The sequence below is a fragment of the Opitutaceae bacterium genome (assembly GCA_015075305.1).
GTDB lineage: Bacteria > Verrucomicrobiota > Verrucomicrobiia > Opitutales > Opitutaceae > UBA6669.
Map to the genome: position 1 here is coordinate 231383 of JABTUS010000008.1, position 16290 is coordinate 247672.

The window sequence follows — 16290 nt, forward strand, 5'->3', positions numbered from 1 at the left end:
ACCATCGCGTCGCCCCGGGATGCATGGAATTGAGTTCTTGGGTGATGGGTTTCTCGCATCCGCGGCCTCATTTTCGTGATTGAGCACCGTTCGAATTCCTCCGCGGGCTGACTTCCCTGTTGCGCTTTTGCGGCCGGGCACGTGATCTCCCGGTGCTATGGCGTATGACTGGCTTAAGGGAGTTGCTGACGACTATGACGTGATCGTCATAGGCAGCGGTCTGGGCGGGCTCACGGGTGCGAATGTGCTCGCGAAGGCGGGGCATCGGGTGCTGCTGCTGGAGCATCACTACCAGTTCGGCGGGCTGGCGACCTGGTTCACGCGCAAGGGGGGACACATCTTCGACATTTCACTGCATGGGTTTCCCAGCGGAATGATCAAGTCCTGCCGCAAGTACTGGACGAAGGAGATCGCGGACTCGATCGTGCAGTTGAAGGACATCCGGTTCGTCAATCCGCAGATGGATGTGTGGACGACCTTCACCAGGGACGACTACAGTCGTGTGCTCATCGAGCAGTTTGGTCTGAGCCGCGAGGTTGTGGAGCGGTTCTACGACCACCTTCGGTCGCTGAACTACTACGACAACAATACCGAGACGACGCGCGAATTGTTTGAGCGGTTCTTTCCCGGGCGGGATGACGTTCACCGGCTGCTGATGGAGCCGATCGCGTATGCCAACGGCTCGACTCTGGATGATCCCGCGATCACGTACGGAATTGTCTTTTCGAACTTCATGGGGGCGGGAGTCTACACCTTCCGGGGCGGATCGGATCTGCTGATCGGAAAGATGATCGCCGAGTTGAAGCGGAACGGCGTGGAGTGCAGGAAACGCGTGCTCGTCGACCGCATCCATGTGGAGGATCGCGATGGAAGGAAGGTTGCCGCGGGGATTGTCAGCAAGAGCGGGCGGGTTATCCGCGCTCGGGCGGTTCTGTCCAACGCCAACATCAAGAACACAATCTTTCGGCTGGCAGGGGAGGATAATTTTCCTGCGGACTATGTCGAAGCAGCCCGTGCGGTTCGCATCAACACATCTTCCTGCCAGGTGTACTTCGGCGTCAGGAAGGGCGAGTCGATTCCCCACATCGGCGACCTTGTGTTCACGTCGCGTGCGGCGAAGTTCTGCAGTGACGAGCTCACGGACTTCCGGACGACGAGCCGCACCTTTTCCGTGTACTATCCCGACACTCGCCCAGGGTCGGAACGATACACCGTCGTGGCATCCTTGAACGGGAGATACCCGGACTGGCAGGCCTTGTCGGAGGACGAGTATGAGGCCCACAAGCGGCGGCTGATCGAGGAGTCGCTCGCCGCGCTGGAGGAGTTCATTCCCGGTGTGAGGGAGAAGATCGACTGGATGGAGGCGGCCACGCCGCGAACGATCGAACGCTACACTACCCACATGAGCGGGACCTCGTTTGGCACGAAGTTCGAGGGATTGAAGGTGTCGATGGACCTGCCCGAAAAACTGCCCGGGCTGTTTCACGCGGGCAGCGTGGGCATCATCATGTCGGGGTGGCTGGGAACGATCAACTACGGCGTGATCACGGCGAATCGCATCGACAAGCACCTCTTTGCGCTCGGCAGGGGAAAGCGGGGTTCCGCCTCCGGGATGTCCAGTCCGGCGGATGCGAGCCCGGGGGCATGAACAAACCCGCGTCGCGGCGCAGGGCGCGAGGCGGGTTTGGCAGAACTATTGCTCGCGCCGTCCGGTGGGAAACTCCCTGACGGAGGCGGCGGAGATTTCGGTCGTGCGGAAACTCAGTCGGGCTTCTTGAACTCCTTGTGCCCCTTCTTCTGCAGGTCGCCGAGCTTGGCAACGAGCGCCGCGGCATCCGCGTTCTTGTTGCCCTTGAGTGCTGCTTCAATCGGTTCAATGTTGGCAATGAATTCGCGCATCTTCTTGTGATAGGCGGCGACAAAGGCCTCGCGCTTGTCGGCGGGCTGGTCGTCCGCGAGCGCCGGTGCGAGAGTCAGCGCATGCTCGGCGGCTGTGCGGATGGATTTGACCAGTTCGAGGGAGTTTTCGTTGTGGGACGGATCCTTCACCTGGCGCCGCAGCTTCTTGTAGGCGTGACTCAGGTCCTCCATCGTCTTGCCCAGTTCAGTTGTGGGTTTATCATCCTTTGCGGAAGCATTTTGGGCGCGAACACCGGGAGCAATGACCGCGCAGATCATGAGGGCTAGCAGCAGTTTTTTCATGCAAGGCAAGTCGGGCAGGGGAAGAAAGGCAGGGCAAATCAATTCCCGAGCCGCTCCGGTCGGGCAGTTGTGGGAGCCGCTCGGATCATGGCGGGGCTTGAATCTCAATGCCGTTCAGCGCTCGCGATCGTCGCTTTCCCCGCTTGCAAGAAAGAATCGAGGGGCGCGCTTCGTCGTGCCCAGGGGACGGGTGCCGCAAGACGCCGCCGGCTCAATTCCCCCTCAGCATCGCACAATGTGATCTCAATTGTCGATGTACCCGATTACTGCTTGTTTTACCGAGTGAAATTCCCATCACAGGTGCGGTGACACTCCGGCAGCGGAGCGGCCTGGCTCGTCACATTCGTGCCGAGTTAACCGATGCCCGCGATCAATGCCCCGCGTCCATTGCTGGCAAATTGGCGGTTTGTAGCGTCGCCATAGTCCGCATAGGCGGTGCCCGCCTCGTGTGCTTTCAGTTTTCTTGGTCACCGCAAAGGTTGGGGGCCGGCCCCGAGGGAATGACTCGTTCGCGCTGGATCAACATTCCGCGCCTATCACTCCCCCGATGGCGGCATTTGGACACAGCTGGGGCAGCCCGCAACCATCCCGATGAATGAAGCCGCCTGCGTGGGTCTTGCGGGCTGTTCCATCGTCAACTCGCCATTCCTCTTCAAGTCCACTTTCGAAAGCGTGTATGTGAAGTAGTGGTCCCGGGGAAATTTGCATCGACAGGGTGAATGCTTGCGGGATCTCTCCATGGGGCGTATGGAGGAGGGCGCGCCGTTGCACCCGAGGATGGGCGTGAAGTTTGTCGCCGGACCATCTCAACCCGGGCATGTCGAGGTTCGAGTCAGGCCGTCGATGCGCGCGGCCGCGGCAGGCGGTTCCATTTCCCGTTTGGAATCATGTGTCGCCGAATTCACCATGGCACCAAGCGCAATCGCGCCTTCCTGCCGGTCATCGCGTGCCGAGACACATTGATGCGAATGATGATGTGTGCCACCATGGTCCCCAGATTGAAGCAAATGCGAAAAGTGAGGTTTGACCCCTTCGGCTTGAGAGAACCTTTTGACGGGGTTGAGACGCCCGTTTTTGGGGCTCCAAGTCAGAAGGGGTCAAACCTGAATGGCGCTTAGATAAGGCGTAAAACTTTTTTGTTGAGAGGTTTGCGGCGGACTGGATCCGGGAAGCGAGCGCGCATGATTTGACGGGATAGCCTGTACATTTCCGCGAGGATTTTTTTGAGACGGCGGTGTTCGGCAATGGCTTGATCAAACCAGTCGGCCTGTTCCTCTGACAATGCGAGGCTGACTGTCTTTGCGTTCACTTTTGTTGACCAGGTGAAACGATTTCCAGGCCGGCCCGGGGGGCGTCGGTAAACTGAACCTTGGCTGAGGGGACCCAGGCTTGCGAGTTCGGCCCGAAGCTGGGCGTAGCGTTGTTCCAGTCTGTCAATCGAGGGCATCGAGGAATTGTTGGCGATCGAGGGGAACAAAGTCAACACAGGACTGTCGATATACGGCCACATGCAAACGACTCCCTATTTCCCCTCCATGCGGGCGCTCTGCGCCCCTTTGGGCTCCTGCCTCCGGCAGGCCGCCAGTTCAGCCGGTGACCTGGGCGGCCTGTCCGCTCTGTTCGGATCCTTTTTCCCAGGTCTGCTTGTTTCCTCTGAAAAAGGCCCGGGCAGCCGCAGGCGTCAGTTCGGAAGAGTGGACATCTTCTGGGCCTTTCTCGCCCAGGTGCTCAGGCGCGGTGATTCATGCCGGGCCGCCTTGATTCGCCTTCAGGCCGCCATGGTGGCGCGAGGCGCCGCCCGGCCTTCCGACAACACCAGCGCCTACTGCCAGGCTCGCCAGTCCCTTGATCTCTCTTGGCTTCAGTCGCTGTTCGCATCAGTCAACCGATGGTTCACTCCCCGCACTCCCGGCGACTGGCTCGGACGCACCGTGCGCATCATGGACGGGTCCTGTTTCTCGATGCCTGATTCAGCCGAAAACGCCCGCCAGTTTGACTATCCCGGATGCCAGAAGAAAGGCTGCGGCTTTCCTCTCGGAAAGTTTGTCGGGTTGTTCTGCCTTCACAGCGGTCACCTGATCACTTTCGCCTACGCAACATGGAAGACCCATGAGCTCACGCTGGCCAGAATGATCACCCACCATCTCAAGCCCGGGAATGTCCTCCTGGCCGACCGCCTCTACTGCGGCTATGAGTTTCTCTCCGAGCTGCTGCGCAGAAGGGTCGACTTCGTCATCCGCCTTCATGGTTCTCGCAAGACCATTCGCAACGGCTGCGGCAGCTGGTGCGAAACCTTCAAGCGCGGACCGAAATCCAAGGGAGTTTCCCTCGAGCGCCTCCAGCGCATGCCCGGTCAGATCACCGTGCGCCTTGTCCGCTTCAAAGCACCCTGTCGCGGATACCGCACACAAACCATGACAATCGCCACCTCCCTGTTGGATCGCTCTGCGTTTCCCGATCACGCCATCGCGGCATTGTACATGCAGCGCTGGCACATCGAATTGCACTACCGCCAGATCAAGACCAATCTCGGACTGGATGTTCTTCGCGGGCTTTCCCCCGCCACAGTCGAGCGGGAGCTTTGGATGCACGCCATCGCCTACAATCTGATCCGCGCACTCATGCTCAAGGGCGCATTGACCGGCCAGATTCCCGTGGCGCGCCTCAGTTTCAAGGGCACCCTCGATCTTCTCATGAGCTGGGCGCCACTTGCGACACGCAAGCGACTCCTGCGTCATTTGAAGCAGGAACTGATTGATCGCATCATCTTCGATCTCGTCCCCTTCCGCCCCGGTCGCTCCGAACCACGGGCAAAAAAGCGCCGACCGAAAAACTACCAGTTCCTCACCAAACCTCGTCACATCTTCCGCGTATCTGCTTCTCGTGCCCTCAAATAATGCTTCCCTTCTCGCAACCATCACTGGATCGCTCCCCCTCGGGGCTTAACTTAGCGCCATTCGGGTCAAACCTGAATGGCGCTTAGATAAGGCGTAAAACTTTTTTGTTGAGAGGCTTGCGGCGGACTGGATCCGGGAAGCGAGCCCGCATGATTTGACGGGATAATCTGTACATTTCCGCGAGGATTTTCTTGAGGCGGCGGTGTTCGGCAATGGCTTGATCAAACCAGTCGGCCTGTTCCTCGGACAGTGCGAGGCTGACTGTCTTTGCGTTCACTTTTGTTGACCAAGTGAAACGATTTCCAGGCCGGCCCGGGGGGCGTCGGTAAACTGAACCTTGGCTGAGCGGACCCAGGCTTGCGAGTTCGGCCCGAAGCTGGGCGTAGCGTTGTTCCAGTCTGTCAATCGAGGGCATCGAGGAATTGTTGGCGATCGAGGGGAACAAAGTCAACACAGGGCTGTCTATATACGGCCACATGCAAACGACTCCCTATTTCCCCTCCATGCGGGCGCTCTGCGCCCCTTTGGGCTCCTGCCTCCGGCAGGCCGCCAGTTCAGCCGGTGACCTGGGCGGCCTGTCCGCTCTGTTCGGGTCCTTTTTCCCAGGTCTGCTTGTCGCCTCTGAAAAAGGCCCGGGCAGCCGCAGGCGTCAGTTCGGAAGAGTGGACATCTTCTGGGCCTTTCTTGCCCAGGTGCTCAGGCGCGGTGATTCATGCCGGGCCGCCTTGATTCGCCTTCAGGCCGCCATGGTGGCGCGAGGCGCCGCCCGGCCTTCCGACAACACCAGCGCCTACTGCCAGGCTCGCCAGTCCCTTGATCTCTCTTGGCTTCAGTCGCTGTTCGCATCAGTCAACCGATGGTTCACTCCCCGCACTCCCGGCGATTGGCTCGGACGCACCGTGCGCATCATGGACGGCTCCTGTTTCTCGATGCCTGATTCAGCCGAAAACGCCCGCCAGTTTGACTATCCCGGATGCCAGAAGAAAGGCTGCGGCTTTCCTCTCGGAAAGTTTGTCGGGTTGTTCTGCCTTCACAGCGGTCACCTGATCACTTTCGCCTACGCAACATGGAAGACCCATGAGCTTACGCTGGCCAGAATGATCACGCACCATCTCAAGCCCGGGAATGTCCTCCTGGCCGACCGCCTCTACTGCGGCTATGAGTTTCTCTCCGAGCTCCTGCGCAGAAGGGTCGACTTCGTCATCCGCCTTCATGGTTCTCGCAAGACCATTCGCAACGGCTGCGGCAGCTGGTGCGAAACCTTCAAGCGCGGACCGAAATCCAAGGGAGTTTCCCTCGAGCGACTCCAGCGCATGCCCGGTCAGATCACCGTGCGCCTTGTCCGCTTCAAGGCGCCCTGTCGCGGATACCGCACACAAACCATGACAATCGCCACCTCCCTGTTGGATCGCTCTGCGTTTCCCGATCACGCCATCGCGGCATTGTACATGCAGCGCTGGCACATCGAATTGCACTACCGCCAGATCAAGACCAATCTCGGACTGGATGTTCTTCGCGGGCTTTCCCCCGCCACAGTCGAGCGGGAGCTTTGGATGCACGCCATCGCCTACAATCTGATCCGCGCACTCATGCTCAAGGGCGCATTGACCGGCCAGATTCCCGTGGCGCGCCTCAGTTTCAAGGGCACCCTCGATCTTCTCATGAGCTGGGCGCCACTTGCGACACGCAAGCGACTCCTGCGTCATTTGAAGCAGGAACTGATTGATCGCATCATCTCCGATCTCGTCCCATTCCGCCCCGGTCGCTCCGAACCACGGGCAAAAAAGCGCCGACCGAAAAACTACCAGTTCCTCACCAAACCTCGTCACATCTTCCGCGTATCTGCCTCTCGTGCCCTCAAATAATGCACGCCTTCTCGCAACCATCACTGGATCGGCTCCCCCTCGGGGCTTATCTTAGCGCCATTCGGGTCAAACCTCACTTTTCGCATTCGCGTGCGACGGGAGGATGCCTTCAACCCGGGGATCCTGCGCCGGTCCTCCGGGGGATGTTTGTGCCGTCGGGAGGCGTCCGAAGCTTGCGGGGGAATCAATCATCCTGACTGCGGCAACGAGCGCCAGCGCGGAAAGGCAGTGCCAGAGCGCATGGGCCTGGACTGGCGATGCGGGGTCGCACAGGAATCCGCCCGGGCGGTCGCCGATCTGAAAGACAATGGCTGCGCCGAACGCCGAGAGTGATGCGACGCATCCCAGAACGGCCCCACGGGTGCGCCGGCGAAAGCCAGTGATGAGGAGGGCCGCGATGATTGATGCGGCAGATGCAACGATGATGACGTCGAGCGCCAGCGGCTTTGTCCCGGCGACCGTCACGTTCCTCGCAGCCGCTCCCGCCGTCGCAAGAGCCAGTGTCAGGATTCCCATGGCCATCCCGTGTCTGTCAGTCCGGGCACCAAACCGCGGGAACATCGAACCCATCGCATGAAGGGTGGCGGAGAGAAGGACCCAGTACATGCCCCCGACATCGAGATGCCGCAGGGTGCGCGATGCGGATGCGTGGTAGAGAAAGCTGCCAATGCCCACGCCGATGAGGGCGATGCCGATCAACCGGACGGTGCGGCTCGAAACCACGGAGCAAAGGAGGAGGGATCCGCCTGCGAGATAGGCGATGTTCGACCAGGCGTTCTGCGGTTCCCGGATGAGGTGTGACATTGCCTCGGCCGAATGCACCGCCTTGCGATTTACCATGAGCTGGGTTCGATCCAGTGCCTCGCCCTGGCGCGGCGGCGCCTCGGGAACAGGCCAATGTTCAGGAGTGGCGACGATTGCGAGCACCCCGATCAAAAGGATGATTGCGGCAAGTGTCGTTGGGAATCCCGTTCGCATCAGACGCTGGGAAATGGGAGTCACTTGTGTGGATCGCGTGTCGCCGGTTTTCTGCGGAGGGATTGAAACCATTGGGGCGGTTCGCGTTGCGCTATTGCGCAAGGCTGGACGATTTTCAAGTGGATTTGTCATGGCTGACATCAGTAGTTGGGTTGCCCATCCGGGGCCGGGGTTGCCCCAGACTTGGGGTAAAATTGGCGGCGACAGGGGAGGGGGCGCGATGCATGAGGTGGGCATGTCGACTTCGGAACCTCCCTCACATTTTCAATCCCTCCTCATTCTGAACGCGCTTTCAGAGGTGGGGCCGGTGACGACCAATCGGTTGCTGGCCGAGTTTGGCGGGGATGCCTGCCAGATTCTTTCAGCGGGATTGGAACGCCTGATGAGCGTTCGCGGGGTTGGCGACATCAAGGCCCGTTCCGTTGCAGGGTGGCGGGAGGCGTTTGACCTCGAAAAGGAGGAATCGCGGATGGCGGCGGCCGGGGTCGGATTCCTCACGGCTTCGCATGCCGGCTATCCGCCGCTCTTGAAGGAGATTCACGACCCGCCCATCGGACTCTATCACAAAGGCACCTACGCGCCGGACAGGCCATGCGTTGCGATTGTGGGCTCCAGGCGCACGACGCTGTACGGCCAGACTGTAGCTGCAAAGCTCGGAGCGGACCTGGCCGGCGCGGGATTCTGCGTTGTCAGCGGGCTTGCCCGCGGCATTGACACCGCCGCGCACGAGGGGGCGCTTTCGGCCGGGGGAAAAACGGTGGCGGTGCTGGGTCATGGCATCGACAGCGTCTACCCCCCCGAGAACCTCCCGCTGTTTCGACGCATCGCCCAGGATGGCGCGCTTCTCACGGAGTTTCCCTTTGCGCGCCGGGCGGATCGTCAGACATTCGCCATGCGAAATCGCATCGTTTCAGGGATGAGCGTGGCATTGATCGTTGTTGAGAGCGACATCGACGGCGGATCCATGATCACTGCGAAGTTTGCGGGCGATCAAGGCCGTCTGGTGTTCGCCGTGCCGGGACGAATCGATCAGGCGTCCAGCGCGGGCTGTCATCAATTGATCCGCGATGGCGCCGCGCTCCTGACCAGCGTTGATGATCTGCTCTCGGAGTTGAGTTATCTCGACGGGCTCAGACCGACTGCAATCATGCCCAATGCGAGTCGCCATGAGTGTCTGGCACCTCCACAGGATCTTTCCCGGGAAGAACACCTGCTGCTCTCCTGCTTCAAGGGCGGATCGATTCTATCGATCGATGCCCTTTGCTCCCTGTCAGGACTGCCGCTGCCGGTAGTTTCTGTCGGCTTGATGCGCCTGGAGCTCAAACGGATGGTGGCAAAACGTGTTGATGGAGCCTTCGAGGCAAGAACCACGCCTTGAGCAGGGCCGGTGGTGCCGGACTCAAAATGAGATCTGGCACCCGCTGAAGAAGCGAATCAGTCTTCAAGGATGCCCCCCAATCAATTCGCCCTGCTTGCGCTGACCCTGGCGGTGACGTCCGCCGCAACGCCCTTGAACGCGGCCCGGCGTGCCATCACGCACGAGGACGTCTGGTTGATGAAGCGGGTTGGGAGTCCCGTGCTCAGTCCGGATGGCCGGTGGGTGGTCTTTCAGATGGTGGAGCCCGCCTATGACTCCAAGGACCAGACGAGCGATCTCTGGATTGTGCCCTCGGACGGCTCGCAGGAGCCGCGCCCCTTGACCCGGACAAAGGGCGGCGAATCCGGCGCCAGTTGGAGTCCCGACGGCCGGCGGCTGGCGTTCTCAGCGAAGCGCGACGCGGATGAGGCGCAGCAGATTTATGTTCTCGATCTTTCCGGAGGAGAGGCTGAACGGGTGACCTCGCTCTCGACGGGTGCCCGGATGCCACGCTGGAGTCCGGATGGTTCAAGGCTGCTGTTCACGAGCGAGGTTTATCCGGGGACCATCGATGATGCTGCAAATCAGAAGGAGGCGAAGCGGGAGAAGGCGCGGAAATGGAACGCCCATGTTTACGAAGGCTTTCCGATTCGGTACTGGGACAAGTGGCTCGACCGGAAGCAGGCGCATCTTTTTGTGCAGGCGGCAAAGGCCGGTGCGGTTCCCCGGGACCTGCTTGCAGGCACACAATTGGTGGCGGAGGCTGGGTTTGCCGGCAGGGAGACTGAATCGGGCGAGGAGATCGCCGCGGTCTGGACACCGGACGGCAGGCAGATCGTTTTTGCCGCGAGAACGGATCGGGACAAGGCGGCCTATCAGACGGTGCCAACGCATTTGTTCGCTGTCGACGCCGATGGCGGGGAACCGCGGAAGCTGACACCCGGCGCCGACAGCTACGGCACGCCTTCCTTCCGGCCGGATGGGCGCGCGATGCTGGCGGAGTTCACTCCCGGTGGTGATGGGCGCGTTTATCACCACAGTCGCATTGCGAGCTTTCCCTGGCCCTTCGATGCGTCGCAGCGCAAGGTGCTCACTGCGGCTTTGGACTTGTCCGTTGGCGGATTTTCGACGAGCGCGGACAGCCGCGCGATTTATTTCACGGCTGAGGACGCGGAGCAGATCAAGCTGTATTCAGTCGGTGCAGCCGGCGGCAAAGTTTCCCCCATTGAAATCGAGGGGACGGGGGTGTTTTCAGGGATTGCGATCAGGCGCGGTGTCATCGTAGCGAATCGGGAAAGCGCCCTTGCGCCGGCCGAGGTCGGCGTCATTGATCCGGGGAGAAGAACCTGGACGCCACTGACGCGATTCAACGATTCGAGGCTGGCGCAACTCGACCTTTCGGCGCTGGAGTCGTTTCGATTCAAGAGTTCGAAGGGGCGCGAAATTCACAGCATGATTGTCAAACCGGCAGCCTTTGATCCGGGGAGGAAATATCCGCTGTTTGTGCTGCTTCACGGGGGGCCGGCACCGCAGTTCAAGGATGCCTGGGGAACACGGTGGAACTATCACCTTCTGGCTGCGCCGGGGTATGTCCTGCTGCTTACCAACTATTCCGGATCGCGCGGGTATTCGGAGGCCTTCGGCCAGGCCATTCAAGGGGATCCGCTGCGTGGGCCCGCCGATGAAATCAATCAGGCCGCGGACGAGGCCATTCGACGATATGCCTTCATCGATGGTTCGCGGCAGGTGGCCGGTGGCGCCAGTTATGGCGGGCATCTCGCTCACTGGCTTCAGGCGACAACGACCCGGTACAAGGCGCTGGTTGCGCACGCGGGACTCGCGAATCTTGAGAGCCAGTGGGCGACGAGCGACGGCATCTTTCACCGGGAGGTTGCGATGGGCGGCCCGGTTTGGGAGCAGGGGAGCGTCTGGCGCGAGCAGAACCCGGTGCGCCTGGCGGGGAATCATGACAAGGGCGCCGGCTGGGTGACTCCCATGCTGCTGAGCGTCGGCGAGCGCGACTATCGCGTGCCGTTCAACAACACGATCGAGTCATGGAGTTTTCACCAGCGACTGCGAATACCGAGCAAGCTGATCGTTTTTCCGGAGGAGAATCACTGGATTCTCCGTGGCGAGAACAGTCGCTACTGGTATTCAGAGGTTCATGCGTGGCTTGCCAGGTGGCTCGGGCAATAGCCTCGATTCGCCCGGGCTCAACAATTACGGGCGGCGCCGCGCACGGCTTTCAGAATCCGCGCTTCTGGAGCTGCACGCTGAGTTCCTGCATGAACGCCTGGGCTTCCTCGGGTTTGGGACGATAGCCGGGCTTGCTGACCTCCGTGAATCCCGGGCGTCCATAGTTGTCGACAATCCATTTTGCGGTGACTCCGTCGCTGAAAGTCACCGAGCCGCTGGCCAGTGCACCGGGGTTCAGGGTGACCTTGTCCACGTCAACGATCACGCCGCTTGCGCCGTCTGATGGCGGAGCATCGGCTTCGTCCATGGTGTCGCCCTCGGCATCCTCCATCGCATCCGCACCGGCCGAAGGCTCATCCATGACAGTCTGGTCGTCATCGCCGCCCGCCGGATTTGCCGCCGGGCGTGACCTTGTCTTTTCCGCGTTCGAAGGGGGCGGGACCTTGGAAACATCCGTGGATTCCGCCTTCGACGGCGGGTCCTTGAGATTCAGGTTCAGGTCGTCCACCAGAAAACGCACATCCATGTAGGTCATTGTGACCGAGAACTGCTCGCGGAGCTTTTTTTGGACGGCAGACAGGTTGTCACCTGCGGCAATCCAGGTGGCGACCGTTTCCTTTTGTTCAGGCGTAAGCGTCATGATGGGATGATTGGGAGGGAGAGTGCTTGTGAAGGATGTGAGTTGACGGCAGCACGCGATTCACGCGCCCATGCGTTTTGAACGTGCGGCAGACAGGCTATACACGCGGTCTGCGATTCCACAAGCCGTGAAAGGCAGGGGGAGAGGGACTGCAGCCGCGGTCAGCGGGAGAGCTGGGCCTTGAGGAACTCCACGCTGCCGCGCACGGAGGAGTCCTGCTCCATCATGATGTCCACGGCCTTGCAGGCGTGGATGACGGTGCCGTGATCTCGACCCCCGAAGGCGTCGCCGATTTCCTGCAGGGAAAGCTTGGTGAGCGTGCGTGCAAGGTACATGGCGATCTGGCGGGGAATCGCGATGTTGTTGGGCCGGCGTTTGCTCGTCATGTCGCCCATTCGAAGCTGATAGTGTTCCGTGACCTTCTTCTGGATCACCTCCACCGTGAGCTGGTGCTGGGCCTGCTCCATGAGCACGTCCTTCAGCAGTTCCTCCGTCGTGGCGAGCGTTATGGGGCGCCCCGTGAGCCCGGAATAGCTGGCGACCTTGATCAAGGCTCCCTCAAGGCGGCGGATGTTCCTTGAAATGTGCTGCGCGATGAAACTGAGCACTTCCGCGGGAGCGTCGAAGCGCAGTGCCGCGGCCTTGGTGCGAAGGATGGCGAACCGGGTTTCGTAGTCGGGAGCCTGGATGTCCGCGGGAAGGCCCCATTCAAATCGCGACACCAGCCGGGCTTCGAGCTTGGCGATTTCCGAAGCCCGCCGGTCGCTGGAAAGGACGATCTGCTTTCCCGATTCGAAGAGCTCGTTGAATGTGTGGAAAAACTCCTCCTGTATGCGCTCCTTTTCCGCGAGGAACTGGACATCATCGATCAGGAGGATGTCCACGCTGCGATAGCGCTGACGGAACCTGGTCAGGGCGTTTTCCTGAAGGCCCTGGATGAATTCGTTGGTGAACTTTTCGGTTGAGAGATAGGCGACCCGGGCTTCGGGATTGTTCTTCAGGATCGTATGCCCGATGGCGTGCATCAGGTGGGTCTTGCCGAGACCCGTGTCGCCGTAGAGAAACAGCGGGTTGTAGGCCTGCGCAGGTGCCTGGGCCACGGCGAGCGACGCCGCGTGGGCCATCTGGTTGTTGTTTCCGACGACAAACGTCTCAAAGGTGTTTCGCTGATTGAGGGTGCCGCAGGAGGATCCGTGGTTGTTTCGTTCGTCGAAACGAGGCGACCGGCGGTGGCCGTGGTTTCGCGCCTTGGGTGCGGGTTGTGCGTCCCCCAGACCGGCGGAATGTGGAAGCGTCGGGGCACCCTCGGATTTCCTCAATCTCACCGTGATCATCCGGCCCGCTGTCAGGCGCAGGCGTTGAGTGATGAGGTCCAGGTAATTGTCCTGGATCCAAAAGGCCGCAAAATCCGTTGGGACGCCAAGAGTCAGTGAATCATCGCTGGATTCAATGCAGCTTATTGGCTCGAACCACAGCTTGTAGACGTCTTCCGGAAAAAGCCCGCGAATGTCATTCTTGGCGGATTCCCAAAGGGAGGGAGACGTTGAAACTGAGGACATGGAAGAGTCAGGAGGGGAGATTATTCACACCCTTTGGTAATCGGGCGCTTGAGAGAGGGAGAAGAGAGGGAAACGTTGAGTCGGGCGATAACAATTCGCGTGCGGCCGGGTGCAGCGGCCCGTCAATCAGGATGGTGTAAATTAATGGTATGCAGATCGTTGAAATGTCATGTGCCGAGGATCATTGAAAGGATGTCGATGTGATCGTTGCGAGCCATGCGGGTGGAAGCAAAAGGGAAGTTCGCTATAACGTTGAACAAAAAGAGCCTTTCAAGAGCAACTTTCTCCCAAGTTATTCACCAGAAAAATGCGGATAAGTTTTCCGGTTTTTTTTGGTTGCCAAGAAATCGCCCGCTGCCCCGCCCGTCGAAGGCTGTCCGCCCCACGTAGTCGAAATCCTGCTACACGGGCCTGTTTCCCCTCCAGGACGATGAAGTTGCGCCGTTGCTACACGGTTTCCGCGGTCTCCGCCGCGGCCGGTTCGATCCATCTTCCATGCTCCCTGAGAAGCTCGATCAGGCGCGCGTCAGCTTGGTCCTGGGGAAGGTTGTACTGCACGCACTTCCTGCCGACGTAGAGGTTGATCCTGCCCGGAGCACCCCCCACGTAGCCAAAGTCCGCGTCGGCCATTTCGCCGGGGCCGTTCACGATGCAGCCCATGATGGCAATCTTGACGCCCTTGAGGTGTCCCGTCTTCGCACGAATGCGCTGCGTCGTGGTTTGAAGATCGAACAGCGTGCGGCCGCAGGAAGGGCAGGCGACAAATTCGGTTTTCGAAATCCGCGCGCCCGCCCCTTGCAGGACGTTGTAGGTCAGCCTGGCCGCACGAACGGGGTCACCCTCCGTCTCAATGCTCACGCAGTCCCCGATTCCGTCGCAGAGGAGCGAGCCCGTGAGAAGGGATGCCTCGATCAGTCGGGAGAGAAAGCTGGCGTCCCCGGCGACCGCCGCATCGGACGTATTGCGGATCCAGACCGGCTGCCGGCACCCCTCAGCGCGCACCGCCGCGGCGAGGGCGCGGTAGGCGCCGACCGCGTGGCCCGGGCCCTGGGCCGGCGCCGCCGCGGGCGCGAACCGCGAATGTGTCACCAAAAATCGGATACAACCGGATGCCCGCATTGCGGCAAGGACGGCCGGAGCGTCGCCGGCCGCCATGGCCGGAGCCAGCGTGCAGCCGTGGCGCGCCGCGAGCTCCGCGAAGGCCTGCAATGCGGGGATGTCATTCCCGCCAAACTCCCGGACAAGGACGATGGGAGTCCGGGTGGACGCGAGCACGGGCTCGAGATCCGCGGCGTCGATGCCAGAATCAAGCTCGAGTGCGAGAAAGGCCGCGGGGACCGGCGGCCTGGCTGCCGCGGCCGCGAGCGCTGAAAGATCGGCATGCGTCCCCACGGGCATCAGAAGTCCCTCGACCGGTGTGTCGGCCCGGATCCGCGTGAAGCCGGTGTCCAGTCCTCCCGTCAGGAACTGCCCCAGCGGGGCGCGCACGACCACGCGCGGAGGATTCTCTCCGCCGACTTCGCAGCCGGGCGCGAGGCTGATCGCGGAGGCTGGGGCGCGCGTGTAACTGAAGGGATCAATGCCGTCGTCGACGGATGGCGGACTATTTTGCGATGCCTGCGATGTGGAGAGTCCGGGACCGGCGCCTTGGGGCGTGCCCCACAACGACATCGCCTTTGCGGCGATCGCGCGAGCAACGGGAATTTCGTAGACGCTGTCCTCGGTCAGCGAGACCCGGATCGTGTCGCCCAGTCCGTCCAGCAGCAGGGAGCCGATGCCGATCGAACTCTTGATTCTCCCATCCTCGCCGTCGCCCGCCTCAGTCACGCCGAGGTGCAGCGGGTAGGCCATGTTCTCCTGCTGCATGCGCGCGACGAGGAGTCGATACGCCTGGATCATGACCTTGGGGTTGGAGGCCTTCATCGACAGGATCATCTGCCTGAAGCCGTGGGACTCCGCGATGCGGAGGAACTCCAGCGCGCTCTCGACCATGCCGAGCGGCGTGTCTCCGTAGCGGTTCATGATCCGGTCCGACAGCGAGCCATGATTGGTGCCGATCCGCAGGGATCGGCCGAGCTCCTTCGCGCGCAGCACGAGCGGCGAAAAGGCCTCGTGGAGGCGCTCGAGTTCCTGATTGTAGTCGGCGTCCGTGTACTCCCGCACGGCAAAACGCTTCTTGTCCGCGTAGTTTCCGGGGTTGACCCGCACCTTCTCGACGTGCTCCACGGCCTCCATCGCGGCCTGGGGAAGGAAATGAATGTCCGCGACGAGTGGAACATCGGCAAAGCCCGCGGCTGAAAACTGCGCGCGGATGTCGCGAAGGCACCGCGCCGCCTGCACGTTCGGGGCGGTGACGCGCACGATTTCGCAACCCACCTCCGCGAGGGCGATCGCCTGCCTGACTGTCGCGGCGATGTCCTGCGTGTCGCTGGTCGTCATCGACTGGATGCGGATCGGGTTGTCGCCACCGACGCCGACTGAGCCGACCTGCACGGGCATGGTCGCGCGGCGGATCGTCCGGAATCGGGAGGTGCAATAGGACAGCGGCATGCCGGCACTTTCCACGCTGGGCCCGGAAATGTCCAACGACGATTGC

The 16290-nt window shown here is 61.1% G+C and carries 12 protein-coding genes; 5 read left to right on the forward strand and 7 right to left on the reverse strand.

Annotated elements, in window-relative coordinates:
- The first annotated feature begins 157 nt into the window (after positions 1-157).
- Positions 158-1648, forward strand: a complete 1491-nt coding sequence (locus HS122_16120) for an NAD(P)/FAD-dependent oxidoreductase (GenBank protein ID MBE7539923.1) — start codon at positions 158-160, stop codon at positions 1646-1648.
- A gap of 113 nt (positions 1649-1761) precedes the next feature.
- Here the strand turns inward: HS122_16120 and HS122_16125 are convergent, their stop codons facing one another.
- Both HS122_16125 and HS122_16130 read right to left on the reverse strand, forming a co-directional pair.
- Positions 1762-2202, reverse strand: a complete 441-nt coding sequence (locus tag HS122_16125) for a hypothetical protein (GenBank protein MBE7539924.1) — start codon at positions 2200-2202, stop codon at positions 1762-1764.
- Positions 2203-3316: 1114 nt separating this feature from the next.
- Complete coding sequence (locus HS122_16130; protein ID MBE7539925.1) at positions 3317-3649, reverse strand: hypothetical protein; 333 nt, start codon at positions 3647-3649, stop codon at positions 3317-3319.
- 61 nt (positions 3650-3710) lie between these two features.
- Here HS122_16130 and HS122_16135 point away from each other — a divergent pair, with 61 nt between their 5' ends.
- A complete protein-coding gene (locus HS122_16135) occupies positions 3711-5099 on the forward strand; it encodes an IS4 family transposase (GenBank protein MBE7539926.1) in 1389 nt (462 codons plus the stop codon).
- An 82-nt stretch (positions 5100-5181) separates the two neighbouring features.
- Here HS122_16135 and HS122_16140 read toward each other — a convergent pair whose 3' ends face one another.
- Positions 5182-5514 (reverse strand): hypothetical protein, encoded by a 333-nt coding sequence (locus HS122_16140; GenBank protein ID MBE7539927.1) that lies wholly within the window; start codon positions 5512-5514, stop codon positions 5182-5184.
- A 61-nt stretch (positions 5515-5575) separates the two neighbouring features.
- On the opposite strand from HS122_16140, the gene HS122_16145 reads away from it, so the two are divergent.
- On the forward strand, positions 5576-6964 hold the full coding sequence (locus HS122_16145) for an IS4 family transposase (GenBank protein ID MBE7539928.1): 1389 nt from the start codon (positions 5576-5578) through the stop codon (positions 6962-6964).
- 66 nt (positions 6965-7030) lie between these two features.
- Here the strand turns inward: HS122_16145 and HS122_16150 are convergent, their stop codons facing one another.
- Positions 7031-8014 (reverse strand): hypothetical protein, encoded by a 984-nt coding sequence (locus HS122_16150; GenBank protein ID MBE7539929.1) that lies wholly within the window; start codon positions 8012-8014, stop codon positions 7031-7033.
- Between the two features lie 163 nt (positions 8015-8177).
- Between HS122_16150 and dprA the strand changes: the two genes are divergently transcribed.
- Both dprA and HS122_16160 read left to right on the forward strand, forming a co-directional pair.
- Positions 8178-9320 (forward strand): DNA-protecting protein DprA, encoded by a 1143-nt coding sequence (dprA, locus tag HS122_16155; protein ID MBE7539930.1) that lies wholly within the window; start codon positions 8178-8180, stop codon positions 9318-9320.
- 69 nt (positions 9321-9389) lie between these two features.
- On the forward strand, positions 9390-11495 hold the full coding sequence (locus HS122_16160; protein MBE7539931.1) for a S9 family peptidase: 2106 nt from the start codon (positions 9390-9392) through the stop codon (positions 11493-11495).
- 49 nt (positions 11496-11544) lie between these two features.
- Here the strand turns inward: HS122_16160 and HS122_16165 are convergent, their stop codons facing one another.
- The 3 genes from HS122_16165 to ispG form a co-directional block, all read right to left on the reverse strand.
- Positions 11545-12135 (reverse strand): hypothetical protein, encoded by a 591-nt coding sequence (locus HS122_16165; GenBank protein MBE7539932.1) that lies wholly within the window; start codon positions 12133-12135, stop codon positions 11545-11547.
- 161 nt (positions 12136-12296) lie between these two features.
- The gene (dnaA, locus tag HS122_16170; protein MBE7539933.1) at positions 12297-13694 is read right to left on the reverse strand and encodes a chromosomal replication initiator protein DnaA; all 1398 of its coding nucleotides are present in this window, start codon (positions 13692-13694) and stop codon (positions 12297-12299) included.
- A 447-nt stretch (positions 13695-14141) separates the two neighbouring features.
- Positions 14142-16244 carry a (E)-4-hydroxy-3-methylbut-2-enyl-diphosphate synthase gene (gene ispG, locus HS122_16175; protein ID MBE7539934.1) on the reverse strand — a complete coding sequence of 701 codons (2103 nt, stop codon included), beginning with the start codon at positions 16242-16244 and terminating at the stop codon, positions 14142-14144.
- Positions 16245-16290: the final 46 nt, after the last annotated feature.